This is a genomic window from Streptomyces sp. cmx-18-6 (genome assembly GCF_046548915.1).
GTDB lineage: Bacteria > Actinomycetota > Actinomycetes > Streptomycetales > Streptomycetaceae > Streptomyces.
Map to the genome: position 1 here is coordinate 66,499 of NZ_JAEBEP010000006.1, position 25,562 is coordinate 92,060.

Consider the following 25,562-nt stretch of genomic DNA (forward strand, 5'->3'; position numbering starts at 1 on the left):
CGCCGCCTCACTGCTCGTTGGGGAACTCGTCCACCACGGTGGCGCCCAGTTCGCGGACGATCAGCTCGTGGCCGGAGAGGGCGGAGTCGACGAGATCCGGGTCGTCGGCCTCCGCCGTGTCGTCCTCGGGGGCGACGGAGCGCGGCGGCTCCGACGCGTACCCCCCGCGGGGCGGCTCGGGGGCGGCCGGCTGCGGCGGCGGGGCGGAGGAGGGGGCCGGCTGGGGCTGCTGCCGCGTGTGCTGCTGGGGGGCGTGCGCCGGGACGCCCTCGTACGCCGCCGGGGTCGGCGTACCGGGAGGGGGCGTCGGGGCGGGTTGGTACTGCGGTGCCGGGGGGCGTCCGCCGCCGGGGGGCGGGGGTGCCGCACCGCCGCCGGAGGCGTCGACGACCGCTTCGACCCGCCACTGGGCGTTGAAGCGCTCGGCGAGCGCCTGCTTGAGGACTTCCTCGCTGCCGCTGCTCGCGAAGTTGTCGCGGGCGCCGGCGTTGATGAAGCCGATCTGGAGGGTGGTCCCGTCGAAGCCGGTCACCTGGGCGTTCTGGCTGAGCAGGATCCAGGTGAAGCGACGCCGGTTCTTCACCGCCTCCAGGATGTCGGGCCACATGTTCCGTACCTGCCCGGCGCCTTGGACCATGCCCTGGCCCGACGCGGGGGCGGCGGGGGCCGTCGCTGCGGGGGCGGGTGGGGTGACTGCCGCGGGCGGCGGGGCGGCGGGGCCGCTGCCGGGGGCGGACGCGGTGGGCCAGCCACCGGGACGCCGCGCCTGCTCGCCCCCGCCGGACGCGGTGGGCCAGGACCCGGGCCGCTGTCCGGGCGCGGGTGTCTCGGCGGGGGGCTCGGCCGGGGTGTTGGGGGCGGGAGCGGCGGGCTCGGCCGGGGTGTAGGGGGCGGGAGCGGCGGGCGGCTCCTCACCCCGTACGGCGGCACGGGCCGCGTCCGGACCGGCGGGGGCTGCGGGGGCGGCCGGGGGGACGTGGGCCTGCGGGGCCGGGACCTGCGGGGCGTGGGCGTGGGCCTCGGGCCCGGGAACGTACCCCATGGGAACCCCGGCCGCCGGAGCCGCGAACGAGGCGGCAGCGGCGGCGGACGCACCGCGCTCCAGCCGGTCGAGCCGGGCCTGCATCGACCGCTCGTCGTCGAAGGCGGCGGGGAGCAGGACCCGGGCGCAGATCAGCTCCACCTGGAGGCGGGGCGAGGTGGCGCCGCGCATCTCGGTGAGCCCGTCGTTGACCAGGTCGGCGGCGCGGCTGAGCTCGGCGGCGCCGAAGACGGACGCCTGGGCCTGCATGCGCTCGACGACGTCGGCGGGGGCGTCGATGAGCCCCTTCTCCCCCGCGTCGGGCACGGCGGCGAGAATCACCAGATCACGCAGCCGCTCCAGCAGATCGGCCACGAAACGACGGGGATCATTGCCGCCCTCGATCACCCGGTCCACGACCTCGAAGGCGGCGGCCCCGTCACCGGCGGCGAAGGCGTCGATGATCGAGTCGAGCAGCGACCCGTCCGTGTACCCGAGGAGCGAGGTCGCCATGGCATACGTCACACCGTCGTCGCCCGCGCCGGCCAGCAGCTGGTCCATGACGGACATGGAGTCACGCACGGACCCGGCGCCGGCCCGCACGACGAGCGGCAGGACGCCGTCCTCGACGGGGCTGTTCTCCCGGCCGCACACGTCGGCGAGATAGCTGCGCAGGGTCCCGGGGGGAACGAGCCGGAACGGATAGTGGTGCGTACGCGACCGGATCGTCCCGATGACCTTCTCGGGCTCGGTGGTCGCGAAGATGAACTTGAGGTGCTCCGGCGGCTCCTCGACCACCTTCAGCAGGGCGTTGAACCCCGCCGGGGTGACCATGTGGGCCTCGTCGATGATGTAGATCTTGTAGCGACTGGAGGCGGGCCCGAAGAACGCCTTCTCGCGCAGATCACGGGCGTCGTCCACACCACCGTGCGAGGCGGCGTCGATCTCGATGACATCGATGGACCCCGGCCCGTTGCGCGCGAGGTCCTGGCAGGACTGGCACTCCCCGCACGGGGTGGGCGTGGGCCCCTGCTCGCAGTTCAGACAGCGGGCGAGGATGCGCGCACTGGTCGTCTTCCCACAGCCGCGCGGCCCGCTGAACAGGTACGCGTGATTGACCCGGTTGTTCCGCAGGGCCTGCTGGAGCGGGTCAGTGACATGCTCCTGACCGATGACCTCGGCGAACGACTCGGGGCGGTAGCGGCGGTACAGCGCAAGGGACGACACATCTACGAGGTTATCGGGGCGGACTGACAACCGACCCCACACCGCCCACCCAGAGGCTCCGACCAGGGCTCGGGCTCCGGCGCCCCACGGATCCCCGAGACTGCCCCCGGGAACGCAAAGGGCCCCCCACGCACCCGCCAGAGCCAACCTACCCTTGCTGCCTTCCGGCCCTGGGGGAGTTCAGTCAGATAGCGCCACGTGAGGGGCTGACGCCCACCTTAGCGGATGCCCACCCCCTCCGGTCCACCCGCCCGCCCCACCGGACGACCTGCGGAGCCTCCGAGGACGATCTACAGGGAACGTGTTCGCGAGCACCCTCAAACGTCTTGTATTGTTTGCGGCGGAGGATTCGCCTAGTGGCCTAGGGCGCACGCTTGGAAAGCGTGTTGGGGGCAACCCCTCACGAGTTCGAATCTCGTATCCTCCGCCATTGCTCTCACCGGGCAATACGTCGAAGGGCCCCACCGTTCGCGGTGGGGCCCTTCGGCGTTGAGGGTTGCAGTTTGGGTTGCAGTTGCTTCGACCGGGCCGCGACGGCTCCCTGCACCCGCAAGAGCCCGGTCTGGTTCTTCTGCGACCACCTGAGCTCTTCTGACAAGGTGCCACCCATGGGGGTCTCCGAGAAGACGCGCAAGATCGTGTGGGCTGAAGCCGGCGGGAGGTGTGCAATCTGCCGTGGGGAGGTGATCACCCCAGGGACGGACTGTGATGATCCGTCGGTCTTCGGCGAGGAGGCACACATCGTGGCTCGTTCCAAAGGCGGCCCGAGGGCGGAGGACCTGGACGACGCCTCCAGGGACAGCCATACCAATCTGCTGCTGCTGTGCAGTAGGCACCACAAGCAGATAGATGACCAACCCACCCATTTCACGGTTGAGCGACTCCGGGAGATCAAGGAGCGGCATGCCGCTTGGGTCCGGCGCTCACTGGACGACAACACCTCAGGCGGCGTGAGGCTCGTTCCCGACCCGGCTTTCCCTCAGCCCAGGGCGTTGGCGCTGATCACGCGGGGCAACCCTCTATGGAACATGATCAAGGCGAGTCTGGCGTTCGAGTACGCCCTGCCGGACGATCTTCCTGACGACGAAGAGTCGTTGATCGTGGAGTTCCTGGACCTGCTCCGGGACTACCTCGACATCGCCCCGGAGCTTCACAGTGTGCGCGACAACCGAGACGCGGAGAAGACGCTTGAGGGTTACGTCCGCGAGCTTGCCGAACAGGATTTCCTCGTGGGCGCCTACGTACGTCACCTGATCTACGTTGATGGTCGTGGCGATCCCCTGGCATGGCCCATGCTCCGGGTCGAGGTTCTGCCCACGTCAGTCGCCGTCATCACGGACCAGGCTGGTCGGCCCTCCACCAGCCTCGGAGAACAGCGGTACAACGGTTGACGCCGAGAACGATCATGGTCAGGGTATGAGTGCGCTGACCCGGTTCCCGTACTCGCGGCGGGCCTTGCGCTGGGCCGGGACCGCAGGGATGCCTTGAGCGCCGCCGAGCGGTTGGCAGCACGCGAGGAGCAGATCGCGCTGTTCCTCATAGGAGTAACGGACATTGACTTGGGAGGGCGAACAGCAGAGCGGTGAACCCGCCTCGCCCGTCGGCCTGGGCGAGGCGGGAGGTCAAGAGACCATGAACGCCGACAACACCAGTAGCCCGCCAACGGCAGCCAGCCGGAACGACCACTTCACGTAAACGTGCTTGCGCCACGCGATCTTGCTGGTGACCACAAGTTGGCGACTCAGCATGGGCAGAGGGTCCTGCGATTCCAGCGATTGCTCCAGGTCCTGCGGCGTCCAGTGCTGCAGGTGACCGAAGAAGACGAAGTTGGTCGATGCTTCGGCCGCCACGTGCTTCGACCGCACCCGGGGTGTCACCACGAGTACTGCTAGCGCGGTGCCGGCAACCAGCAGGGCAACACCCAGCCACAGCAGCACGCCGACTGCGCCACCTTGGCGGGCGAACCGGTGGTCCGACGCTGCCACCGCGGCCACACCGGCCAGGATGGCCGACTCCAGGGTCAGTGCGAACGCCGCTTTGGCGTCAACCTTCCCCGTCCAGTCCATCACGGCGTCGTGGACCTTCCAGGCTGTCTCCCGCGCCTCCTGCGAACTCACGGCTGCCGCCACCATGTCGACCGATACACCGAGAGCATCTCCCCACCAACCTGGTGCTTGACCGGGCCGTTCCACATCAGCTTCGGCTCGTCACCTCTGCTGTACTTCACCTTCTCGTTGAGGCTGTCGAAGACCTCGGCAGTAACGTAGGTGCGGTACGGCCCCTCCCGGACGTCACTGAGCTTCGCCGCGACGTTAGGAGCGCGACCGACCGAGACGAGGTCGCTGTCGTCGTCGCCCCGCACCCCGCCGCGCACGACCAGGGCGGTACCGCTCGCCACCCCCACGCAGTGCTTCAGCTCCCATCCCTTGGTAACCAGGGAGGGGAGCTTGGCCTCCACCACGGGGCGCACAATCTGACTGACTGCGTGATTGATCATCAAGCCACACTCGGCGGCCGCGGTGTTCTTGTTGCTGCCTATGAAGATGGCCATAACGCGGTCGCCGTCAAAGCTCCTGATCTCGCCGCCCTTCGCCTTGATGACCCGACAGGTTGCGTCCAGATAGCAGCGGATGACCTTGGCGGCGGTCGTCTTGGGGAAGTCCCTAGCCAGGCCGGTGGAGTCCGCCATATCCGCGTAGAGGTACACAGCATCCAGCTCGACCGCGCCATTCTTGAGCGTGATCGATTCGGTGGTGGGCACCACGTTGCCCTTGCGGATGTTCCAGTCTGCGCCAGCCACCGTCGTGACGGCCGAGCGGATGTCGTCAGCAAGCCCCATGTAGGTCTCCCTTCACCAGAGTTGAGCAGAACCAACTGAAGCTAGCAGCAGGGACTGACAACCCTCACGTACTTTTCAGCAGCTGAGCCAGATGCCGAGCTGGGGGTCTCGCTGGCCATCTGCGCGGGACCCCGATAAAGCCAGATCTCGGGAAAGATCGGTACAGCTGTTGGCGCTGAGAAGGGTCATGGTCCGGTCGGCGCGAGCGCACTGACACGGTTCCCGTACTCGCGGCAGACCTCATGAGTGAGCAGATGGGTATGCTGCTCCTGGCAGATAGCGCCTGCCCGCTCCGAGTCACGGTGGCCCACGTCCGCCGTGACGGCGAAGACAAGGTTCTCCGAATCGCGCCCAGCACTTCCGCAAGGTCATCAGACATCCGTGCGGGGAACGTGGGCAGCCCTGCGAGGAGCACCCGATGACCCAGAACCGCCGTCAGAAGTTGTGGATTCGCGCTGTCCAGGCCGCCACCGACACGACGTACTCGAACGCTCGCCGCCGCCAGCTCAACTTGCCGACCCTGGCCGAAGTGATGGAGGAGCACAAGAGGCTCGGCAACTTCGGCATCGGCGTCTTCGACTCCCCTCGCCTGGCCACCGAGCAGCGGCGCGCCAAACTCGCCGTCGAGCGCGAGCACCTGCGGCGCAATGAGGACCTCGTCGTGGAGACGGCCCTTTGGCTGCGCGACAACATCATGCCGATCAAGACGCCCACCGTCGGCAGCTACGGTGTGAAGCACTTGATCGAGCAGGCAACAGGCGCATACCTGCCCAACGGCGTACTCATCGCCTCCGCGTTCATCGTCGGGTATCCCTTCAGGTACGACCAGCCGAACGTCCGGTTTGGTATGAGCCAGCGCGACCTGAACAAGCTGAGGTGAGCACGGGCTCCCGCCCTGCAGGCCGGGCCCTCGTGCGAGTGTCGTGGAGCCCGTCCGTTCTCAGGCTGGCTTGGGGTCCGGCGTCGGGGAACGTCGCCGAGCGAAGCGAAGAGCAGTTCGCCGAAGAGTAAGACTTCGGTGGGCGTCCACAGCCAACCCGAAGGGGTCGGCCCGAATCCAGATGCGTTCGGGCCGACCCCTGCCGGACTGAGACCTGCACTAGTCAGCCGGCGGACGGCTCCTCGGGCAGCGGCCAGAGTAGGCCACCGATCTTGTCGGCGGTGTCCGTGAGCACCCGGTTGGTGAGGTGCTGGTAGCGGCGGCGCATCCGGGCGGACTTGCCGGGCTCCCAGCCCATGATCGCGTCAACGACTGTGTCGGGAACGCCAAGGATCAGCAGGACGGTCGCAGCCGTGTGGCGGGCGTCGTGGAGGCGGCCCGCGCGCAGACCGGCCGCCTTGAGGAGGTCCTTCCACTCGTGATGGTCGGTGTTCGGGTTGAGGGGCTCGCCGGTTGGGGAGACGAAGACGTACCCCTCCTCCGCCCAGAGGTCGCCCGCCAGTCGGCGGTCTCGCTCCTGCGCGCGTCGGTGCTGAAGCAGAAGCTGCACCAAGGGCTCGGGAATGCCGATGGGCCGACGTCCGGCGCGAGACTTGGTGTCCTTCGTCTCACGGCGGATGTTGATCTTCTGAGGGCAGTAACCGGGCTTGCGCCCGCAGCGGTTGCCGCAGCCGTGCTCGTACCGGGGCCGTAGCCGGTTGCGGTGGACCGTCATGACCCGCAGTTCGAAGTCAATGTCCGTCCACTTGAGACCGAGGACCTCACCCTGACGCAGCCCCAGAGCAAGAGATACGACCCAGCGCGCCGGGTGCCGAGTCTTGTTGGCCAGGTCCAGAAGCTTGTGCACTTCCTCGACCGTGTAGGGCTCGACCTCTTCCTCTTCCAGTCGCGGCGCCTTGGCGACGGAGGCGGGGTTGACGGTGAGGTGGCCTCGGCGCACCGCCTCGTTCAGAGCCGTGCGCACGGTCCGGTGGACCTGGTGCGCGGTGCCGGCGGCGCTGCCAGCCTTCTGCATCTTGGCGTAGAAGCGCTCCAGGTGCTCGGGCTCCAGCTTGGGCAGGCGGTGCGCGCCGAGACCGGGGATGAGGTGGTGGTAGACGGCGACGCGGTAGCCGTCGATGGTGTTCTCGCCCACGTGTGGTGCGGCGATGTTCTCGACCCAATGGGTCAGCCAGGTCGTGACGGTCCAGGTCTGCCCGGCCTTGCCGACGGTGCCGGCGTCGCGTTTGCGTTCCAGTTCGCGGACCGCCTTGGTGGCGTCGGCGCGGGTCTTGCGCTTGACGTGGCGCCGGTCGGGCTTGCCGTCGTCCTTGACGCCGACGGTCACGTAGCCGTGCCACTTGCCGTCCTTGCCGAGGAAGATCGAGGAGGCACCGTTGGGCTGGCGCGTTTTTGCCATGTCCGCCCCCTTCAGGCCGCGTGGGCGGCGGCCGGGGCGGCTGCCTGGGAGCGATCAGCCAGATAAGTGGCCAGGGCCTCGACCGGCACTCGGCGCAGGCGGCCTATGAGGACGGAGCCGATCTCGCCGGAGGCGATGAGTGCGTACATGGTGGTACGGCCGACGCCGAGGCGGCGGGCGGCCTCCTCAACGGTAAGCGCGACGAGGGGCGCGTCAGAGATGGGTGCCGTGTGTTCCAGCACGAGTGTGCGGAGCCGCTGCTCGGGGACCCCGAGCGCGTCGGCGATAAGGGTGAGCGGGGGCGGAGCGGTGGGCATGAGGGATCGCCTTTCGGCGGTCACGGGGCAACGTGACCGCTGGACTGTCCGGGATGAGCGGTGGGCTTAGATCGGTGTCCGCGTTGGTGGCCCTCGGTGTTCGTAGCACCGAGGGCCTGCGGTGGATGGGCTTCGAAAGCCGTGTTCAGACGCCGGGAAAGATCTCCGCCGAACGGTTACTCGTCGGAGGAACCGCTGCGGAGCGGATCCTCGGGTGAGTTCGGAGCCGGGTAGAAGGAGAGGCTCCCCGGGTCGGGCTCGATGCCGAGGCGCTCGGCGATCTCGTCGTATCGGGCCTCGGCCGCCTCAAGTCTGGCCTTCGCGGCGTCGGCGAGGTCTTGGGCGACTTGGTGCTCCTGTTCGGCCTTCTGAATGTCGAAGGCCGCCTCCTGCAACTCCCAGTGAGGATCGTCGCGGCTCGCGACGGCTTCGAGTAGGAAGTTGCCAGCAGGGACACCGAGGGCCTTGGCGAAGCCGAGGGCCTCGTTGAAGCTGATGCTCCGGGCACCATTCTCGATCTTGGCGATCTGGGTCTGGTGCATCTTGAAGCCCAGGCGACGCATGCGCTCTGCCATGTCCTCCTGGGACAGGCGGGCCGTCATCCGCAGGACCTTCAGGTTGTGCGCCACCAGGGCTTCGCCCTCTGGCGGAGCCCAGCGTTGCGGCTTGGCGTCGTCCACTTCTTTCACCTCCCTCCTCTTCTCGACAAACGGAGGTCGCCACGCCTCCACCCTTAAACCCTACCAGCATGGATAGCCCAACCCGCAAGGGCATACACATAAATGTGACACACGTCACCATGCACCTGAACAGCAATCATGCCGCAAGAGATTAACTTTTCAATGCCCTGAACGCTTGACTTAAGACGGACGCTCGTGCACACTTATGCTATAAGGGCATCCGAAAAAGAACCGCCAGGAGGTTAACCGCGTAGGTGCCCCGAGGAACGCGAAAACCCCCGGCGCTACGAACACCGGGGGCTGCAGGAAACCTCGCCACCGCCCATCCCAGGACAGTCGACCGCGGCGGACCGGGTTGCCCCCCGGAGCCGCCGAGTGAGGATCTCCGTGAACGAGAGTACCGCCCCCGCCGCCCCTGCGGCACCCCGTCCGAGCGGCACCCCATCACCGCACCGTGGCCAGCCGGACGCCGCCGCCGCGCCACTGGACGAGCTGCGCACCGCCTTGGCCCGATTCGTGGTCCTCCCGAGCGAGCAGGCACTGGACGCAACCGTGCTGTGGATCGCGGCCACCCACCTCCAACAGGTGTGGCAGCACGCCCCGCGTCTCGCTGTGGTCGGCCCGGCGAAGCGGTGCGGCAAGTCCCGCCTGCTCGATCTGCTCACCGAGACGGTCCACAAGCCCGTGATCACCGTGAATTCCACGGCAGCGGCCATCTTCCGCTCGATCTCGGACGAGCCGCCGACCCTCCTCGTGGACGAAGCCGACACCATCTTCGGCAGCCCCAAGGTCGCCGAGAAGAACGAGGAGATGCGCGGCCTGCTCAATGCCGGGCACCAGCGCGGCCGACCGGTACTGCGGGTCGTCGGCAAGGAGCACACGCCCCACTCCTTCGCGACCTTCGCCATGGCAGCGCTCGCCGGCATCGGCGACCTGCCCGACACGATCATGGACCGGTCCGTCGTGATCCGGATGAGGCGCCGCGCGGAGGGCGAGCAGGTGAGCCCGTACCGCACACGCCGCGTCAGCCCCGCCCTGCGCTCCCTGCGGGCTCACCTGGCGCGCTGGACCGCCTCAGTGGCCGAGCAGGCCCTCCACCTGGAGCCGAAAATGCCGGTCGAGGACCGGGCGGCCGACACGTGGGAGCCCTTGGTGATCGTCGCGGACCTCGCGGGCGGCACCTGGCCCGAGCGCGCCCGCACCGCGTGCGAACAGATGGTCACCGCCGAGGCCCAGGCCGAGGAGGACAACCCCTCCAACGCCCGGATCCTCGCCGACATCCGCCGCGCCTTCGCCGCCGCAGGTGACCCCGAGAGCGTGTCCACCGACGCCCTGCTCTACCGCCTCAACTCCGAACCCGAAGCTCCGTGGGCCGAAGCCGGACGCGGTGGCCTGAGCCCGCGCGCCCTGGCAGGGCTGCTGCGGGAGTACGGCATCCGCTCCGGCAACGTCCGCATGCCCGACGGCAACCAACTCAAGGGCTATACGCGGACGAAGTTCACCGACGCCTGGAAGCGCTACTGCCCCACCGTCCACCCCGAGATCGGCTCGGACGGCAGCAGAGACACACCGACCAAGTGACCTTCACGGGTGCCGTCGACAGCTCGTCGACGGCACCCGCACCGGGCCGACCGCCGTGAAGCGCCAGCCTGCCATCGCGAATTCTGCGGGCGGACCCGCCCATATCCGTCTCGTGGCGTCCTTGCCGTCCCAGCCACGTAAACGCAGGTCAGAGGCGGTTTCGCCAAGACGGCACAGCGTCCCAAGACGGATGACCATCCGTCTTGGGACTCGAAGTGACAACACGGCACTACCGGCGCGCCCGCCCACCAACGTGTCCGCCTGCCGACCGTGACCACTCGGAGGGACACGCCTCGCACGGCGCTGAGACGTCATGCCACCGGCCGCCGTACTGCCTCTGACCTGCTGCTTCAACGGCAAGACGGCCAAGACGGATCACCACGCACCACCTTTCACACCATGCCCCGAGGGGAGCCCCACGCCCATGCCCGACTCCGCCATACCCACCGCACCGGCCAGCCGTCACCGCGCCACGTGGTGGGACCGGCTCGCCATCATCCTGCTCGGCATCGCCGGATGCGCTCTCTCCTACGACGCGCTGCGACAGATGGCCACGGCCGTGCACATCCGCGACCAACTGGCCTACCTCTTCCCTGTAGTGATCGACGGCTTCATCGCTTACGGCGTCCGCGCCCTGCTGGTCCTGCGCGAAGCGCCGATGCCCGCACGGCTGTATGCGTGGACACTGTTCAGCACGGCGACCGCCGCCAGCATCTGGGCGAACGGTCTGCACGCCCTCGCCCTGAACGGGCCCGGCGCAGTCACCCTCCGCTTGGGCGACGGCACCGTCACGGTGCTGTCTGCCATCGCACCGCTCGCCCTTGCCGGAGCGACACACCTGCACATCCTGATCACCCGCTACGGCGGTAGCTCCACCGTCCGAACGTCGGTGGACGCAAACGTCCTTGAGTATCAGGACGGTACGCAACCGGTACCAGACCGACCGGCCGGGGTTCCGTACACCGCCCGCGCGGACCTTCTCATGGCAGCTCGGCCCAGGCAGCAGCAGTCCACTCGCATGGCCACGGAGACCGCCCCCTTGGCCGCGGCCGACGAAAGCTCGTCCGAAACTGGATACGACGAGGATGCCGATCGCGACGAAGCCGACGCCGAACTCGTACGGCGACGAGAAGCCACAGGCCAGCGCTCCCAGGGGGATTCCGGTCGCCCTCCGGCGACGAGCCTTGGCGGACGTCCCGCGATGGCTTCCATCACCGAGCTGGCACGCGTCATCAGGGCCGCTCATCCAGGGAGTTCCGGACTGACCCGCGACATCGCCCGTAAGGCAATCACCGAAGCCGGACTCGGCGCCGGCACCGATCGGCTCGCCGAAGCGATGGCGCTGGTACGGGACAGTGCCGACGCCCGTCCGCACCCGGACAGCTGACCGGCATCGCAGGGTGCTGTCCGGGACCGAACTGATTCCGGACAGCGCCTGCTTCCCGGTCCACTACACGAGGTGCCCGGCCGGGCCAAGCCGTCGAGTCCCCGGACACTCGCCCCAGCCACCCCAGACCACACTCAGAGAGGAGCCTACAGACTCCCGTGCGCCGCAATCCCTTCTCCCGCAAGGCCACGTCCTCCCAATCCTCGCCGCCCCGTAGTCGCCACTCGCCGCACCCGCCCACGTCCGACCAAGGCTTTGGCGGAGACGCCCTCCACCGGACAGCGGAGCGAGCTGGGGCGAAGTCCACATCGCCTGGGGGCGATGCGGACTTCGCGCTCGGATCCGCCCCAGCGGGGGCGGATCCGGTCCTGGCCCGGGGGGCCAGGACGAAGGCAGACGAGGGGGCCGAGCGCGGCCTCCACCAGGACAAGCAGCCGCCCGCCGAGCCGAGCGAGCCGACCGCCGCCCCTGTCGTACGTCAAGCGCCGACCGTGAACGCCGGCGTGTTCATGCAGCACGGTGTCGCCGCCAACGATGTCCCTGCCCCTATTCATGCCGACATCGCGCCCGGCGCCGAGCGTCGCCGGCACCTGAGTGAGGTGCTCTACCGGCCCCGCTCCGGGACCAAGCGCACTCTGCAACTGACCTGCTCGGCCGAACCGGCGGAGCGTGCGTTCATCGACCTCGCCGCCCGTAGGGCGAAGCGTTCCCGTTCGGCGTACCTCATGGACTGCGCCCTCACCTTCGCCCATGCATACCTGTCCGACCGCCGTCCTGAAGGCGTCGCTCCGCTCCCGTCTCCGCAGGCCACCCAGGACCTGATGGTTCTGTTCGGCAAGCTGGTCAGGGAATTCGGACGCGTGGGGAACAACCTCAATCAGCTCGTCCGCACCGTCCACCAGGGCGAGCTGCCCGATCAAGCCGAAGACACCCTCAGCGAGTTGCACCAGGTCGCCCAACGCGCTCGCCTGCTGCTGGACCAAGCCCTCGCCGGGGGTGGTCGCCGTGGTGCCTGATGTCTCCACGGGTGACCGCAGCCGTGGCCTCCTGTCCTACCTCTTCGGCCCCGGCCGCCGTAACGAGCACACCGACCCGCACATCGTCGCCGCGTTTGCGATGCCCGGCATCAACGACCCCGGCCGTGTTCCCCTCGACCAGCACCACGGAGCCCTCAGCGAGTTGGCCGACTACCTCGACCAACCCGTAAAGCTGCGTGAACAGCGGCTGGGAAAGAAGGTGCCGCAGCATGTGTGGCACTGCCCCGTCCGTACCGCACCTGGCGACCCTTACCTGACCGACGAAGAGTGGGCGGAGGTCGCCCGCCGCATCGTCCACTCCACGGGCATCGCCGAACACGGCGACGACGCCGCGTGCAGGTGGATCGCCGTGCGGCACGCCGAGGACCACATTCACATCATGGCGACCAGCGTCCGCGAAGACGGCCGTCGCCCCCGCAACAAGGGCGACGGCCGACGGGCCCAGGCCGAATGCCGCAGGATCGAGACCGAACTCGGTCTGCGTCGGTTGAAGCCAGGAGACGCGACCGCGCCGAAGACGCCGTCCGGGCCGGAAGTCGCCAAGGCCGAACGACAGGGACGCAAGAACACAGCCCGGGTCTGGCTTCGCGAGCACGCCTACGCCGCCGCGGCGGCAACCCGCGACGAGGACGAGTTCTTCGCCGTACTGACGTCTCTCGGGATCAAGGTCCGCCCCCGTCTCGGTCCCGTCACCGGAGAGGTCACCGGCTACAGCCTCGCCACCGCTGACGACACCGATGCCAAGGGCGAGCCCATCTTCTACAGCGGCTCGGCACTCGCTCCGGACCTGTCCCTAAACCGGCTCCGTGAGCGCTTCGGCTTGGCCGGTGGCAAGGCTGCAGGGCAGGCCACGGCGTTGCACACAAGCCGTACGGACGCAGGCGCCTCCTGGCGGCAAGCCGATGGGGAGCTGCGCGCCGCCTACTCGCTGGTCACCGGGGCCACCGAGGGAACGGCAGTCGATAAGGCCGACGCCAAAGTGCAGGCTCAGGCTGCGGCATTCGCCGAGCTGTTGCACAACACCGCAGTCTCTGCGCCGCGCCAGCTCCGGGCAGAAATTCAAGCGGCAGCCATCGCCTTCAACCGCGCCAACCGCTCCGCCATCCGAGCCGACCATCGAGCCGCCGACGCTCTGCGTCAGGCCGGAAGGACGTTGCTGACCTCGTCCACCGGCAGGGACGGCGACTTCGTCGCCGCCGCGCTCACCTCTGCCGTATTCCTGCTCATCGCCCTTGCCGAGTGGCACGCCCAGCGTGGTCACGCGCAGCAGGCGGCAGCGGCCCAGCAGTCCCTCGTCCACCTTCGAGCCGCCCAACAGCACGCCGCCCGACCGGCCCTCGCCAAGCTCGCCGCACGTGCCCTGAGTCCCCAGGCACAGGATCGGCTCGCCGCAGCCGTCCGAGCCACAATCCCCGACCACGCGCATCGCATCCTCGCCGACCCGGCTTGGCCCGCGCTGTCCACTGCCCTCGCCCAAGCCGAGTCCGCCGGCAACCCGCCGCGCCGGGCCTTGGCCGACCTGTCAGAGCAACGGGAGCTCGACACCGCGGACCGACCGGCCGAAGTCCTGGTCTGGCGCCTGCGGACCGCCACGGCCGGGCAAGTCAGCCAGCGAGCTCGGAGCGCGACAACCCGTAGTGCTCGCAACAACCGTCTGACGACGGAGACGGGCGCACCGTCCGTTCCGGCCGTTCAACTCCAGCCGACGGACGTGAAACGCCTGCGTCCAGGTCACTGACGTGCACTTCCCCGTCCGGAACCACGAAAGGCGCTCGTGAGGCGGATCTTCACGAGCGCCTTTACCCGTCAGCCGGTCGGACTCGGGATCCGGCGGCCGGATGAGCTGGCGAGACCGGTTGCTGTGCTGCCCCGGCAGCCGTCAGGGAAAGGCATCACCGACTGGCCAAAGCTGGGGGAGGCCGAGGACATCCTGGATGGGACAGGTTGGCATGTGCCTTTCGACCTGGGCGTCGGCGAGCTGTGCAGTAGCCCAGGAGGGCAGGACGGGGGCCGGAAGCGAGGCGGGATCCGAGCTGTGCCAAAGAACGGGGGTGTTCTTTGCCCAGGTCCACGGTGCTGGGTTGTCGACGGTGAGAACGCCGCTGACTTTTCCGTGGGCGTGATCATAGGTGGAGTTCCAATAGCCGTTGGATAGACGACCGATGACCGGAGTGCCGGTGTGGACATACTCGACCGAGGCCCCGTATAGCGCTGTCTCGACATCTCGATTCTCAGGAAAGAAAGCCGCGTGGCCCACCGCCACGATGAATGGCATCCCCAAGTCACCATACCTGCTCCCCTTCTTCTTGACCGCGTCGAGCACCCGATCCGACCCGACATCGAGCCAGCTAATCGAAGGGTAAACCCCAATTGCCCTGGCTGCCGGGTCGTCTCGCTTTCCAGGACTTCGGGGTATCGCCTCGAATGACAGGCTCCAGCCGGCTTCCTGCCAGGTATGCCTTGGCAGTGGCACTTTACGCTCGTAGTCTGCGATGACTTGGTCGGGGTCCAGGCTGCTGAGCCACTGCACCAAGCCGTTCTTCAACCGCTTCTGCGAAGGCGCTGCCGCACCCATCGCGTGAACGGAGTACGACAGGAAGAAGTTGGGACTGGGCACATTATCGATGGCGTCGATCAACGGGGGCGGGATCTGTTCACCCATGTCAGCCAGGCGCTGGGCCGACCAGATCGCCTCGACGACGAATCGTTCACCCTCTCGACTAACATGGAAGTCGGGGTTCTTACCCGTAGTTCCGACACTATGCTCGATCGCCACCTTGCAGCCGGAGCCGATCAGCATTTCGTGCAGGTAGAGCTCCCACAATGCCGAGAAGACGTTCGTGCCAGAGTTACGGTCCAGCAGCCTACTACGCATGCCGGGACGAGACTGAGCCGGAAGATGCGACCACCACTCATTGATCACATCCCTTACCTGATCCCAAAAAGGCCCGGCAATTCTCTCGAAGAACTCACTGTCCGGCTCCGCAGCTCGCTTTGGCGATGCATCCGTCCGGTTCCGTCTTACGTATACGGCCACTACACGGTCACCTCTCCATAGGCCAATCCGGACTCACCGACAATGCTCGCCCCTGCCCGCAGCGATCACGAACTGTTAAAAAATGACGTCGTACGTGGGCGGCTCTGGAGCGGAACTGCTCACGGGTGCAACCTCTTCACCATGACCGCGTACACCGGGGAGTCAGCGAAGGGCTGCTGCTCACCCGCCTTCTCGTAGCCCCACGTCTCGTACAAACCCTGAACCTTCGGGTGCGTCACGTCGACCAGGAGCACCGCAAGGGCTTCACCGCGTTCCTTCAGCAGGGCCTCGTGGAGCCGCTCCGAGATCCCCTGCCCCCGCCACTGCGGGCGCACCATGACTTCGGAGACGGCGTAGGTCGCGGTGTAGCCGTTGTTCGGCGCGAACGCCGTGGAACGCCACCACTCACGGCCCGGCTGGAGCGGGGCGCCGTACGCGAAGCCGGTCGGCTCGTCGCCGTCGAAGGCGACGACGCAGGTGAAGCCGTCCATCCCTGACCAGTGATCGACGAACCACGGGAACCGCTGGTTGAACTCGTTGTCCATCGCGTCGGCGTAGGCGTCGGCGTGCACGTCGATCAGCATCTGCTTGAAGCCCTCGGGGAGGCTTCCCTGTCCGTAGTGCCGCAGGTCGATCACCCTGGTCACGTTCGGCTCCATTCATCTCGCATGCGGTCTGCCCAGTCGCGGGCGTACGTCGTCGACGGCGCCAGCCGGAACAGGTCTCGGTGGAAGTCTCCGATCAGGGTGCGCATGCGCCCCGGCAGTGGAGCGCCCTCCATGATCGTGAAGACGGTGCCCGCGGTCGCCGTAGCCTGCTCGGGCTCGCCCTGGCGGAGTTGCGCCAGGGCGAGCTGGCAGGTGGCCAGCGCGCGGTTGCGCTGGAACTCCGCCGGGACCTTGGCCAGGGACCGGTGAGCCATCGCCTCGGCTTCGGCGGACTCCCCGTTGTGGTTGAGGATGATCGCCGCGAGGTGGTTGAGTTCCGCCGGCCCGTAGAACGCGGTCCACCGAGGACGCTCGTCCTCGGCCGCCTTCCGGTAGTTCTCCTGCGCTGCGCCCAAGGACCGGCGAGCGGCCCGCAGGTCTCCCAGCGACGAGTGGGCGAGCGCGAGGCGGACGCGGCCCATGGAGCCGAAGAACGGGTCTCGGCGGGCGGCTGGGGAGGCGTTGGCCGCCTGAGCTGCCGCGAGCTGTTCCGGCCAGTTCTTCCGCTGGTAGGCGAGCATGGCCATGTTGACCCACACGCGCATGGCCGTGGGCGGGTCCTGGGAGAGGCCGGCGAACGTGGACGACTCGTGCAGGTACGTCCGGGCCTTGTCCAGGTCACGCAGATCGATGCACGACCAGGCGGCGACGGTGGTGAACTCGGCCGCGAGCGCGTACAGGGCACGGCGTACACGTTCGCTGGCGTTCCGCTGCTGAAGCTCCAGCACCTTTGCGCGAGCTTCGAGGGCCGCGGTCGCCAGGGAGGCGTGCCCGCCTTGGCGGTCGTCGGCCTCCACGAGCAGGTTCATGCCGGCCGATGCTCGGGCCACGTCCGTCATGCCGACCGACCGACGTTGCTTGACCACGGGAACGACTGCGGCTGCCGTCCCGGTAGTGGAAGCGATGAAGTCGCGACGCCGCACGGGGCCCTCCGGGGGATGTTGCATGGAGCTGGGTGCGCTGAACCCTAAGTCCGCCACGGGGCAGCCGAACACACGCTCAAGTGCGGCGCAAGTGCGTCCGATTGGACGTCGGCTTGATCCGTTGAGCAGGTTGCGCACCGTCCGGGAGGAGATGTCGCCAGGCCGACCGGTGATCTCCTGCAGCGCGGCGTTCAGGCGTGCCGCCAACTCCTCCTGCGTCAGACCGAGTTGATCAAGTCGGTCCTGAAGAACGAGATTTCCTCCCATGCACCGAACGTAGCTCCACCGTCACGCTGACACCTAGAGCTCGGGTAATGGAAACGCAAAGTCTTCCGGTTGGTGGCGTGTACGGATCCGGGACTCTTCCTGTTGCGCTGCGCTCGTCGCTCGTTGACTGGTCATCGGTCGCCAAGCCGGGTTCGGTGCGGCGGCACGGAGGAAAGCCCGGTGCTGCCTTGCTTGTCCGCACCGGGAACCCCAGCCGGAGGGAAAGACCTCGTGACCATGACCGTCGCTCAACCGAATGCGATCGGCTCCCCGGGTTACGCCGCAGAGGTGCCCTGCGTACGTGAGTCCGTGAGCCTCGCCCGCGCTTTCATCTCCCAGGTGCTGGCGGTCTGGGGCATGGACGACGACGTGACCGGCTGGGGAAAGATCATCGTCACTGAACTGCTGGCCAACGCCGTCGAGCACACCGAGACCCTGGTGTCGCGAATCCACATCGAGCGACCGAGCAACGGTGCCGTCCGCATCGGGGTCTCCGACCGCTCGCACGACGCTCCCCATCTGAAAACGGCCGACCTGAACGCTGAGAGCGGCCGGGGTCTGAGTCTGGTCGCGGCGATGAGCGCCCGGTGGGGCTACGACACGCACCCGTGGGGCAAGGTCACCTGGGCTGTGGTCGAGACGCCGGCGGGGAGGGAGCAGTGAGCACGGCAGTGGCTCCGAAACCTCCAGCCCAGGAGTGGACGCCACCGCTCGACGCGGACGGTTTACGGCTCGTGCTGGAGCGGTTCCGGGCGTGGGAACCCCTCGACATCGAGGAGGTCTTCGACGACCTCGACGCGGCGATCGGCAGTCAGCCGCCACCTGTTGCAACGGCTGTCGCCCTGCTCGGCCGCCTCCGCAGACGCCTGAAGCAGCTCAGCGACATCACGGTGGCTGACGACAGCTTCCCGCCCAGTGCTGAGATGACCCGCCTTGTCGAGCGAGGAGTTCCTCTGTTGGAGGAGCCCACTCCGGCTGGTTATCGGCAGGCCGTCGGACTCGCCCGCCGTCTCGCCTTCGTGACCGCTGACCTGATCGAAGTGTTGATCGAGGCTCGCTACATCAAGGAGATCGATTGACGCACGCCCCTTGCCACCCGCGAGCCACCCAGCGGGCTGGTCGACACGAACCGGCCCGCCGGGCAGCCCTCCGCGGGCGTGGTCCTCCCAGCTCTCCGTCCAGCGCGGCCCTGTCGGTCAGCCGACGAGAACCGAGCGCGCTCTCCCCTGGATTACCCGACCCATCCGGCACGCGACCGCTGGCCTGCATCCCCCATACGCACGACTGAAGGAAGTCCATGACGAACACGACCGTCGAGCCCGACGAAGCGACCCGTCTCCGGAACAAGGTGGTGGACGAGTTGCGCGCAGGCGGCGACATCTCCTCCTCGGAGATCGAAGCCGTCATGCGCAAGGTACCTCGGCACGCGTTCATTCCCGACACCCCGCTGGACAAGGCGTACGACACGTACGCGGCAGTGATCACCAAGACGGACGAGCACGGTGTGCAGCTCAGCTCCGTCTCCGCCCCGCAGATCCAGGCGATGATGCTGGAGCAGGCCCAGGTGAAGCCCGGCATGCGCGTGTTGGAGATCGGTTCGGGCGGGCTGAACGCCGCCTACCTCGCCGAACTCGTGGGCGAGCACGGCGAGGTCGTCACCGTGGACATCGACCCCGTAGTCACCGAGCGGGCGCACCGGCTCCTGGACGAGCACGGCTACGACCGGGTACGCGTCCTTACCGCCGACGCCGCCGAGCCCATTCCGGAGCTCGGCGAGGTCGACGTCGTCATGGTGACTGCCGGAGCCTGGGACATCGCTCCGGCGTGGACCGCGCAGCTCAAGCAGGGCGGTCGACTTGTGGTGCCGCTGCGGATGCGTGGCCTGACCCGGTCGGTCGCCTTTACCCAGATCACGGGCGAACACGGCCCGTACCTGGAGAGCGTGTCGGCGCTCATCTGCGGCTTCGTCCCGATGCAGGGCTCGACAGCCCACCGGGAAGAACTTCTTCTCGTCAACGGCACACCGGAGATCGGGCTGAAGTTCGATGACGGGCTACCGGCCGACCCACACCGACTGGACAACGCGGTCACGTTCCCGCGCCACGAGCTGTGGACAGGCGTCGTCATCGGCCTCTCGGAACTCATCGACACCCTCCAGATGGCCATGGCCATCAGCCTGCCCGGCTTCTGCACGATGGCCGTCGACGAGGACCTGGACAGGGGCCTGGTCACCCCCGTGAACAAGCGGTTCGCCCTCGCCGCCGTCGAGGACGACACCTTCGCCTACCTCGTCACCCGCCGCACCGATGACAACAAGCACATCGAATACGGCGTGCACGCCCTCGGCCCGAACGCGGAGCAGTTCGCCGACCAGGTCGCCGACGTGCTCCGTGACTGGGAGGCCAGCCGGCGCGGGGGCCCCAGCCCGGTCATCCGGGTCTATCCGGCCAACACCCCTGATGACCAGATCCCGGCCGACCGGGTCATCGACAAGGTGCACAGCCGGGTCTCGCTCTCCTGGCCCTCGGCGTAACGCCGGAAGCCAGGTTGTTCCACACCATCCGGACACCAAGAAGAAAGGCACGAACATGACGAGCGCCACTCTGGCCCCTCCCGCCCCGCTGGCGGGCCTGGACGACGACTTCGCACCCCTGGACGTGAAGGTCGTCATCGCCGAGCACGCGTACGGCAAGCTCATGTGCTCCACGGGCGACGGCTGCGGCACCACCTGCGCGACCGGCGCCTCCGCCTGCGGCTCCTTCACGGAGGACCCGGCCTGATCCAGGCCGTTCCCTGCCGGTGGGCCGAGCGAAGTGTTCCGCTCGGCCCACCGGCTCCTCACCCGCCCCGCCAGACGGAGGGCCCCATGGTTTCCCGAGCAGTCGCCGACTACCGATGGCAGGGCGCTGCCATGCTGCGCGCCACCACCAGCCCCGGGCCGGCAGACATCCCCCGTACCCTCGACCTGGACAACGTGGCCGTCACTCGCGAGTGGCTGAACCGCGTCTGGGAATGCGATGGCTTCCGCAACGCGCTGGAGCTGGCCACCCCCGTCCTGTCCGACGCCGTCGAAGCAGTCGTCCAAGGCCGGCAGTCCGAGCCCCGTCACGTCCGCCGCACTGCGGTGTCGACGGTCTCCTACCTCTTGCGGTGGCAACACCGGCCGACCCCGCTGGGCCTGTTCGCCGGCACCGCTCCGGTGACGGTCGGGCCCAGGGCAAGCGCGCGGTGGCGCGACAAGCACCGCGTGCTGATCCGGCCGGACTCCGAATGGGTCACCGACATGGTCCTCCGGCTCCAGCGCATCCCCGCGTTACTGGCGCGGCTCCCGCTCGTCGCCAACAACGCAGCCCGCACGCGGGGCGATCGGCTCGTGGCGCCGGGCCCGCCCTCCGACGGGCACGCCGTCCTGCTGGCCCCGGTCGAGATATCCGTCCGCAATGCCCGGCCGGTGGCCGCCGTCATGGACGCCGCCCGCTCGCCCATCCCTTACGGCACCTTGTACCGCCACCTGCGCGACAGCTTCCCCCAGGCCACACCGGAGCAGATCGACGCGCTTCTCACCAGCCTGGTCGAGCAGCAGTTCCTCATCACCAGCCTGTGGGCACCCATGACCACCGTGGACCCCCTCCAGCACCTGTGCCACGAACTGGAACAGCACGGCGCAGACAACATCCCTGACGTGCGTGACCTGGTCCACGAGCTGTACGCACTACGCGACGAGGTATCCGCCCACCAGCCGACACTCTCCGACATCAGCGTGAGTACCCTCGCCACGCGGATGCGCGCCCTCACCCCCGTCACGCCGACACCGCTGCTCATTGACACCGCCCTCGACTGCGAGACCCAGCTCCCGCAGGCCGTGATTGCGGAAGCGCAGGCAGCCGTGTCGGCCCTCTACCGGACCACCCCACAGCCCTACGGCTACCAGCACTGGCGCGACTACCACCGCCGGTTCCGGGCCCGGTACGGCGTCGGCGCCCTGGTGCCGGTGATGGACCTGGTTGCCGACAGCGGCCTCGGGCTGCCCGCCGGATACATCGGCTCCGAACGCGGAGCCTCCCTGAAGGTGCGCACAGACCGCGACGAGCTGCTGCTCTCGCTGATGCAGCAAGTCCTCCTCGACGGCCGCGACGAACTGCGGCTGACGGACGACATGGTCCATGCCCTGGAGAAGGCCGCCGGAACGGACGAGCGGCTGTTCGTGCCCCGAGTGGAGGCCGCCTTCGAGATCCACGCCCCCAGCACCCGGGCGCTGTCCAGCGGCACGTTCGACCTCCTGCTCACGGCGGTGCCCCGCCCCGGCAGCAGCATGGCGGGCCGGTTCGCGCACGTCCTGCCGCCCGAGCACCAAGATGCCCTCGCCACCAGCTATAGCGGGGCACCGGACCGCCTCACGGCGCAGCTCGTGTTCCCGCCGCGTCGGCACCGCAACGAGAACGTCACCCGCACATCGCGACTCCTGCCGCACATCATCGAGCTGTCCGGGCACCAGGAGCGCGACGAGACGACGATCCAGCTCGCTGACATCGCCGTCACCGCCGACCCGCGCAGTTTCCATCTCGTGCAGCTCTCCACCGGTCGGCTCATCGACGTGCGGGTCCTGCACGCGTTGGAAGGCGGAACCCAGACCCCGCCGCTGGCCCGTTTCCTGGCCGAGGTGGCCAACGGACGGTACGCCGCATACAAGCCGTTCGACTTCGGCGCCGGTTCTCGGCTCCCGTACCTCCCTCGGGTCCGCTACCGCCGTACCATCCTCACGCAGGCGCGATGGCTACTGGTGGCGGAAGACCTGCCCGCCCGGAAAGCCCCGAGGCAGGAGTGGGAGGACGCCTTCACTGCCTGGCGGGACCGGCTGCGGGTCCCGATGCAGGTCGCCGTCATCGAGTACGACCAGCGCCTCCCGCTCGACCTGTCCCACCCGGTCCACCTCCGGGTCCTGCGCGCCCACCTCGACAACGCCCGGCGCGTGGAACTGCGCGAGGTACCGGACGCAGACGCCCACGGCTGGATCGGACGGGCACACGAGATTTGGCTCTCGCTGGACCGTTCCGAGCCGGACACCCCGTACGTGCCCCGGCCACGCTCCACTACGTCGCCGGGCGCCCAGCGGCACCTGCCGGGCGGCGGCAACGTTCTTCACGCACAGCTCCACGCCCATCCGCGCCGCTACGACGAGATTCTGAGCCACCACGTCCCCCACCTGCTCGCCGCATTCGGGGAGGAGCCGCCGACTTGGTGGTTCACCCGCCACCGGGAGATGGCCCGGCCGGACGCCGACCAGCACCTCGACCTCACCCTGCTCCTGTCGCCGGACTCGTACGGAGTCGGCGCACAGCACGTCCGCGCCTGGGCCGACAGCCTGCACGCGATGGGGCTCGCGTCCGGATTCGTCCTGGCCCCGTACCAGCCGCAGACCGGACGCTTCGGCCACGGGCCGGCCATGGACGCCGCGCACCAGGTGTTCGCCGCGGACTCCGCCGCCGCCCTTGCGCAGATCCAACTCGCCGAACACACCGATGCCTTCGCACCACAGGCCCTCGCCGCCGCCAGCGCCCTGCACCTCGTCACTCCCCTGGCACCGAACGCTGCGGCGGCCGAAGAGTGGCTGGTGGGCAACCTCCCGCAGGGCACAGGACGGTTGGACCGGACCCTGCGCGGCCAGGTGCTCGAACTCTCCGGGCCGAACGGTGCCTCTGCGTTCGCGTCCCTCCCCGGGGGCAGGCAGGTCGCCGAAGCGTGGCGAGTCCGCGCCGCCGCAGTGGACTTCTACCGGACCGCATTGGTCAGTGAACGTCATCCGCTCGATGTCGCCCGGTCGCTGCTGCACCAGCACCACGTTCGAGCTCTTGGCGTCGATCCGCGCAGCGAGGAGACCACGATCCGGCTCGTGCGTACAGCGGCCCTCCAGCACCGGATGGCGGCCCGATGACCACGCTGGCATCCACCGCCACGACAATCTTGGGGCAGTACACAGCTGATCTGGCTGAGCCTCCTCCCCCGCCCCCGGAGGAGCCCTGGGCGGTGCAATCGCTCGCCGACGGCGCTGCCGGAATCAGCCTGCTGCACATCGAGATCGCCAGCAGGTACGGCGGCTCCTGGCGTTCCGCGCACCGGTGGATCACGAGTGCGGCCTCCGGACCCATCAGCGCGGCCGACCAGACGGGCCTGTTCCTCGGCGCCCCGGCCGTCGGCTTCGTCCTCACCGCCGTTCCCCCGGCGTACCGGCATCTGTATGCCTCGGCGCGCACGACCCTGCACCAGCACATCACCGGCCTCGCCCACCGCCGTGTGGACGCCGCGCTCGCCCGCATCGGCAGGGGAGACCTGCCGACCTTCGCGGAGTACGACCTCTTCCACGGCCTCACCGGGATCGGCGCCTACCTCCTGCGCACCGAGCCCGAGGGCCCAGCCCTGGAAAGGATCTTGCAATACCTCGTCGCCCTGACCCGGCCGCTCGCCGCTGACGGGCGCGGGCTGCCCGGCTGGTGGGTCCGCCATGACCCGGCGCGCGGCGAGTCGCCCCACTTCCCGGGCGGGCACGGCAACTTCGGCGCGGCCCACGGCATCACAGGCCCGCTCCTCCTCCTAGCCCAGGCCACGCGCCGAGGCGTCACCGTAGATGGCCACCAGGACGCCATGTTGACCATCTGCGCCCACCTCGACGCCTGGTGTCAGCACGGCGATTCCGGCCCGTGGTGGCCCGAGTACATCTCGCGGCGCGATCTCGACCGCCGACGGCCCCACAAAAGCACCCTCGCCCGTCCGAGCTGGTGCTACGGCACGACGGGCATCGCGCGGGCAGGCCAGCTCGCGGGGATCGCCCTACGCTCACCCACGCTCCAGAAGTTCTACGAGGACGCCCTGTACCGGGCATTGTCCGATCCCGCGCAACTCGCCCTGGTCACCGACAGCGGTCTCTGCCATGGATGGGCGGGCATCTACCAGACCGCTCACCGCGCAGCCGCAGACGCGCTCGACCCACGCCTTCACGCCCTCCCGGAACGCCTTGGTACCGCCCTCGCCGCATTCGGCCGGCCCGGCTCCCTCGCGGCTCCCGGCCTGATCAATGGCGCCGCTGGCACCGCGCTCGCCCTCACCACGTCCGCCTCGCAACAGGCACCGAGCACTGGATGGGACGCATGTCTCTTGATCAACTGACTCAGGCAAGTGAGCCGAGTCCGACGCAGCACGCAGTGCTCGCCGTCCTGGCCGGCCTGCCGCTCGCCGACGCGGCGCAGCAGTACCGGATAGACCCTGTGGTCCTCTCGGAGGCGGTCGCGGTCTACGACCAGGCCGGCCGAGAAGCCCTGGCCCGCCACGCAGCCACCACCGACTGGTGGCAGACGTACCTTCACTTCACAGACTGGTCGGATGCCGACAGCACCTTCGCCGCGCATGTCCTGCCCATCTTGCGCGAGGCGGAAGCCGCCGACACGATCGACGGCTGGTGGTACACCAGAAAGCATCCCTGCTGGAGGCTGCGTCTCCGGATCCAGCCCGTAAACGGTGCCAAGCTGGCCGTCGCGGACGGCTTCGACCGCCTCGTGTCCGAAGGACACCTTCAGCGCTGGTGGCCCGGCATCTACGAACCGGAGACGCCAGCGTTCGGCGGAATGACCAGCATGGCGGCCGCGCACGCCCTGTTCGTCACCGACAGCCAAGAGATCCAGCATCTGCTCCAGCGCGACGATCTAGCCATCGGACCCAGGGAGTTGTCCGTCCTCCTGTGCACCATCATGATGCGCGCCGCACGGTTGGAGTGGTATGAGCAGGGCGATGTCTGGGACCGCGTCATCACGACGGAGCAGCGCTCGGCCGTCAGTGACGTTCCGCAGAAGCGGCTCGACGCCCGAGCCCAGGAGATTCGTACCCTGCTTCTCGCCGACAGCGACGTCCTGCTGCGCCCCGGAGGCCCGCTGGAACCCGTCGCCGAGTGGGTCGCCGCGTTTCACAGCGTCGGCCAAGCACTCGCCCGCGGCGTCCAGTACGGAACGCTCAACCGCGGGCTGCGACAGGTGCTCAGCTACCACGTGATCTTCCACTGGAACCGGCTCGGGCTGTCCATGCGCGGGCAGAGCATCCTGGCCTGGGCAGCCAGGACAGCGATCCTGCATGGCAACGGGAGTAGGGCGACTTAACGCACAAGGTCCTCGGCGCCGTGGATTCCGCACCCCACGGCTGGGCTGTCATACGGCAT

22 protein-coding genes, 1 tRNA gene and 1 other RNA gene are annotated in these 25,562 nt (G+C 68.5%); 14 read left to right on the forward strand and 10 right to left on the reverse strand.

What is annotated here, in order from left to right; all coding sequences use genetic code 11:
• Positions 1-7: 7 nt before the first annotated feature.
• Positions 8-2,248 (reverse strand): DNA polymerase III subunit gamma and tau, encoded by a 2,241-nt coding sequence (locus tag ACLJPL_RS15780; RefSeq protein ID WP_411081469.1) that lies wholly within the window; start codon positions 2,246-2,248, stop codon positions 8-10.
• 115 nt (positions 2,249-2,363) lie between these two features.
• Positions 2,364-2,458, reverse strand: an RNA gene (gene ffs / locus ACLJPL_RS15785) — signal recognition particle sRNA small type.
• A gap of 132 nt (positions 2,459-2,590) precedes the next feature.
• Here ffs and ACLJPL_RS15790 point away from each other — a divergent pair.
• A tRNA-Ser gene (locus ACLJPL_RS15790) sits at positions 2,591-2,678 on the forward strand.
• A gap of 178 nt (positions 2,679-2,856) precedes the next feature.
• Positions 2,857-3,639 (forward strand): HNH endonuclease, encoded by a 783-nt coding sequence (locus ACLJPL_RS15795; RefSeq protein WP_364888910.1) that lies wholly within the window; start codon positions 2,857-2,859, stop codon positions 3,637-3,639.
• Positions 3,640-3,870: 231 nt separating this feature from the next.
• On the opposite strand, the gene ACLJPL_RS15800 is transcribed toward ACLJPL_RS15795, so the two are convergent.
• Positions 3,871-4,365 carry a Pycsar system effector family protein gene (locus ACLJPL_RS15800; protein ID WP_364888908.1) on the reverse strand — a complete coding sequence of 165 codons (495 nt, stop codon included), beginning with the start codon at positions 4,363-4,365 and terminating at the stop codon, positions 3,871-3,873.
• Positions 4,362-5,087, reverse strand: a complete 726-nt coding sequence (locus ACLJPL_RS15805) for an adenylate/guanylate cyclase domain-containing protein (RefSeq protein WP_358666446.1) — start codon at positions 5,085-5,087, stop codon at positions 4,362-4,364. Before ACLJPL_RS15805 ends, ACLJPL_RS15800 begins: the two co-directional genes overlap by 4 nt.
• Positions 5,088-5,505: 418 nt before the next feature.
• On the opposite strand from ACLJPL_RS15805, the gene ACLJPL_RS15810 reads away from it, so the two are divergent.
• Positions 5,506-5,967: a hypothetical protein gene (locus tag ACLJPL_RS15810; protein ID WP_358666444.1), complete on the forward strand. Its 462-nt coding sequence runs from the start codon at positions 5,506-5,508 to the stop codon at positions 5,965-5,967.
• 223 nt (positions 5,968-6,190) lie between these two features.
• On the opposite strand, the gene ACLJPL_RS15815 is transcribed toward ACLJPL_RS15810, so the two are convergent.
• From ACLJPL_RS15815 to ACLJPL_RS15825, 3 genes are all read right to left on the reverse strand, one after another.
• Positions 6,191-7,426, reverse strand: a complete 1,236-nt coding sequence (locus ACLJPL_RS15815) for a tyrosine-type recombinase/integrase (RefSeq protein WP_411081470.1) — start codon at positions 7,424-7,426, stop codon at positions 6,191-6,193.
• Positions 7,427-7,437: 11 nt separating this feature from the next.
• A complete protein-coding gene (locus ACLJPL_RS15820; protein WP_073767940.1) occupies positions 7,438-7,743 on the reverse strand; it encodes a helix-turn-helix domain-containing protein in 306 nt (101 codons plus the stop codon).
• A 176-nt stretch (positions 7,744-7,919) separates the two neighbouring features.
• Positions 7,920-8,423 (reverse strand): helix-turn-helix domain-containing protein, encoded by a 504-nt coding sequence (locus ACLJPL_RS15825; protein ID WP_411081471.1) that lies wholly within the window; start codon positions 8,421-8,423, stop codon positions 7,920-7,922.
• A 300-nt stretch (positions 8,424-8,723) separates the two neighbouring features.
• Here ACLJPL_RS15825 and ACLJPL_RS15830 point away from each other — a divergent pair, with 300 nt between their 5' ends.
• The 4 genes from ACLJPL_RS15830 (at position 8,724) to ACLJPL_RS15845 (ending at position 14,166) form a co-directional block, all read left to right on the forward strand.
• Positions 8,724-10,004, forward strand: a complete 1,281-nt coding sequence (locus tag ACLJPL_RS15830; protein WP_411081774.1) for a DUF3631 domain-containing protein — start codon at positions 8,724-8,726, stop codon at positions 10,002-10,004.
• Positions 10,005-10,428: 424 nt separating this feature from the next.
• The gene (locus ACLJPL_RS15835) at positions 10,429-11,391 is read left to right on the forward strand and encodes a DUF2637 domain-containing protein (RefSeq protein ID WP_411081472.1); all 963 of its coding nucleotides are present in this window, start codon (positions 10,429-10,431) and stop codon (positions 11,389-11,391) included.
• 491 nt (positions 11,392-11,882) lie between these two features.
• Complete coding sequence (locus ACLJPL_RS15840) at positions 11,883-12,407, forward strand: plasmid mobilization protein (protein WP_411081473.1); 525 nt, start codon at positions 11,883-11,885, stop codon at positions 12,405-12,407.
• Positions 12,397-14,166, forward strand: a complete 1,770-nt coding sequence (locus ACLJPL_RS15845) for a relaxase/mobilization nuclease domain-containing protein (RefSeq protein WP_411081474.1) — start codon at positions 12,397-12,399, stop codon at positions 14,164-14,166. Before ACLJPL_RS15840 ends, ACLJPL_RS15845 begins: the two co-directional genes overlap by 11 nt.
• 141 nt (positions 14,167-14,307) lie before the next feature.
• On the opposite strand, the gene ACLJPL_RS15850 is transcribed toward ACLJPL_RS15845, so the two are convergent.
• The 3 genes from ACLJPL_RS15850 to ACLJPL_RS15860 form a co-directional block, all read right to left on the reverse strand.
• A complete protein-coding gene (locus tag ACLJPL_RS15850) occupies positions 14,308-15,303 on the reverse strand; it encodes a hypothetical protein (protein WP_411081475.1) in 996 nt (331 codons plus the stop codon).
• 281 nt (positions 15,304-15,584) lie between these two features.
• Complete coding sequence (locus ACLJPL_RS15855) at positions 15,585-16,112, reverse strand: GNAT family N-acetyltransferase (RefSeq protein ID WP_411081476.1); 528 nt, start codon at positions 16,110-16,112, stop codon at positions 15,585-15,587.
• Positions 16,109-16,981 (reverse strand): XRE family transcriptional regulator, encoded by an 873-nt coding sequence (locus ACLJPL_RS15860; protein WP_411081477.1) that lies wholly within the window; start codon positions 16,979-16,981, stop codon positions 16,109-16,111. Before ACLJPL_RS15860 ends, ACLJPL_RS15855 begins: the two co-directional genes overlap by 4 nt.
• 618 nt (positions 16,982-17,599) lie before the next feature.
• On the opposite strand from ACLJPL_RS15860, the gene ACLJPL_RS15865 reads away from it, so the two are divergent.
• The 7 genes from ACLJPL_RS15865 to ACLJPL_RS15895 all read left to right on the forward strand — a co-directional run bounded on the left by ACLJPL_RS15865 (position 17,600) and on the right by ACLJPL_RS15895 (position 25,503).
• Positions 17,600-18,025: an ATP-binding protein gene (locus ACLJPL_RS15865; protein ID WP_411081775.1), complete on the forward strand. Its 426-nt coding sequence runs from the start codon at positions 17,600-17,602 to the stop codon at positions 18,023-18,025.
• On the forward strand, positions 18,022-18,441 hold the full coding sequence (locus ACLJPL_RS15870) for a DUF6415 family natural product biosynthesis protein (protein ID WP_026237980.1): 420 nt from the start codon (positions 18,022-18,024) through the stop codon (positions 18,439-18,441). The genes ACLJPL_RS15865 and ACLJPL_RS15870 overlap by 4 nt, the downstream gene beginning before the upstream one ends.
• A 218-nt stretch (positions 18,442-18,659) precedes the next feature.
• The gene (fxlM, locus tag ACLJPL_RS15875) at positions 18,660-19,895 is read left to right on the forward strand and encodes a methyltransferase, FxLD system (protein WP_411081478.1); all 1,236 of its coding nucleotides are present in this window, start codon (positions 18,660-18,662) and stop codon (positions 19,893-19,895) included.
• A gap of 55 nt (positions 19,896-19,950) precedes the next feature.
• Positions 19,951-20,142 (forward strand): FxLD family lanthipeptide, encoded by a 192-nt coding sequence (locus ACLJPL_RS15880; protein WP_012380187.1) that lies wholly within the window; start codon positions 19,951-19,953, stop codon positions 20,140-20,142.
• A gap of 86 nt (positions 20,143-20,228) precedes the next feature.
• A complete protein-coding gene (locus ACLJPL_RS15885; protein ID WP_411081479.1) occupies positions 20,229-23,294 on the forward strand; it encodes a lantibiotic dehydratase in 3,066 nt (1,021 codons plus the stop codon).
• Positions 23,291-24,523, forward strand: a complete 1,233-nt coding sequence (locus ACLJPL_RS15890) for a lanthionine synthetase C family protein (RefSeq protein ID WP_411081480.1) — start codon at positions 23,291-23,293, stop codon at positions 24,521-24,523. The genes ACLJPL_RS15885 and ACLJPL_RS15890 overlap by 4 nt, the downstream gene beginning before the upstream one ends.
• Positions 24,505-25,503 carry a thiopeptide-type bacteriocin biosynthesis protein gene (locus tag ACLJPL_RS15895; RefSeq protein ID WP_411081481.1) on the forward strand — a complete coding sequence of 333 codons (999 nt, stop codon included), beginning with the start codon at positions 24,505-24,507 and terminating at the stop codon, positions 25,501-25,503. Before ACLJPL_RS15890 ends, ACLJPL_RS15895 begins: the two co-directional genes overlap by 19 nt.
• The last annotated feature ends 59 nt before the right edge of the window (positions 25,504-25,562 follow it).

Bases quoted from the DNA above. Each gene is read 5' to 3' on its own strand.
- ACLJPL_RS15805 (WP_358666446.1), bottom strand. From the start codon at position 5,087: ATGGGGCTTGCTGACGACATCCGCTCGGCCGTCACGACGGTGGCTGGC.
- fxlM (WP_411081478.1), top strand. From the start codon at position 18,660: ATGACGAACACGACCGTCGAGCCCGACGAAGCGACCCGTCTCCGGAAC.
- ACLJPL_RS15850 (WP_411081475.1), bottom strand. From the start codon at position 15,303: ATGCGTAGTAGGCTGCTGGACCGTAACTCTGGCACGAACGTCTTCTCG.
- ACLJPL_RS15860 (WP_411081477.1), bottom strand. From the start codon at position 16,981: ATGAACCTGCTCGTGGAGGCCGACGACCGCCAAGGCGGGCACGCCTCC.
- ACLJPL_RS15835 (WP_411081472.1), top strand. From the start codon at position 10,429: ATGCCCGACTCCGCCATACCCACCGCACCGGCCAGCCGTCACCGCGCC.
- ACLJPL_RS15810 (WP_358666444.1), top strand. From the start codon at position 5,506: ATGACCCAGAACCGCCGTCAGAAGTTGTGGATTCGCGCTGTCCAGGCC.
- ACLJPL_RS15885 (WP_411081479.1), top strand. From the start codon at position 20,229: ATGGTTTCCCGAGCAGTCGCCGACTACCGATGGCAGGGCGCTGCCATG.
- ACLJPL_RS15815 (WP_411081470.1), bottom strand. From the start codon at position 7,426: ATGGCAAAAACGCGCCAGCCCAACGGTGCCTCCTCGATCTTCCTCGGC.
- ACLJPL_RS15795 (WP_364888910.1), top strand. From the start codon at position 2,857: ATGGGGGTCTCCGAGAAGACGCGCAAGATCGTGTGGGCTGAAGCCGGC.
- ACLJPL_RS15895 (WP_411081481.1), top strand. From the start codon at position 24,505: ATGTCTCTTGATCAACTGACTCAGGCAAGTGAGCCGAGTCCGACGCAG.
- ACLJPL_RS15890 (WP_411081480.1), top strand. From the start codon at position 23,291: ATGACCACGCTGGCATCCACCGCCACGACAATCTTGGGGCAGTACACA.
- ACLJPL_RS15820 (WP_073767940.1), bottom strand. From the start codon at position 7,743: ATGCCCACCGCTCCGCCCCCGCTCACCCTTATCGCCGACGCGCTCGGG.
- ACLJPL_RS15880 (WP_012380187.1), top strand. From the start codon at position 19,951: ATGACGAGCGCCACTCTGGCCCCTCCCGCCCCGCTGGCGGGCCTGGAC.
- ACLJPL_RS15865 (WP_411081775.1), top strand. From the start codon at position 17,600: ATGACCGTCGCTCAACCGAATGCGATCGGCTCCCCGGGTTACGCCGCA.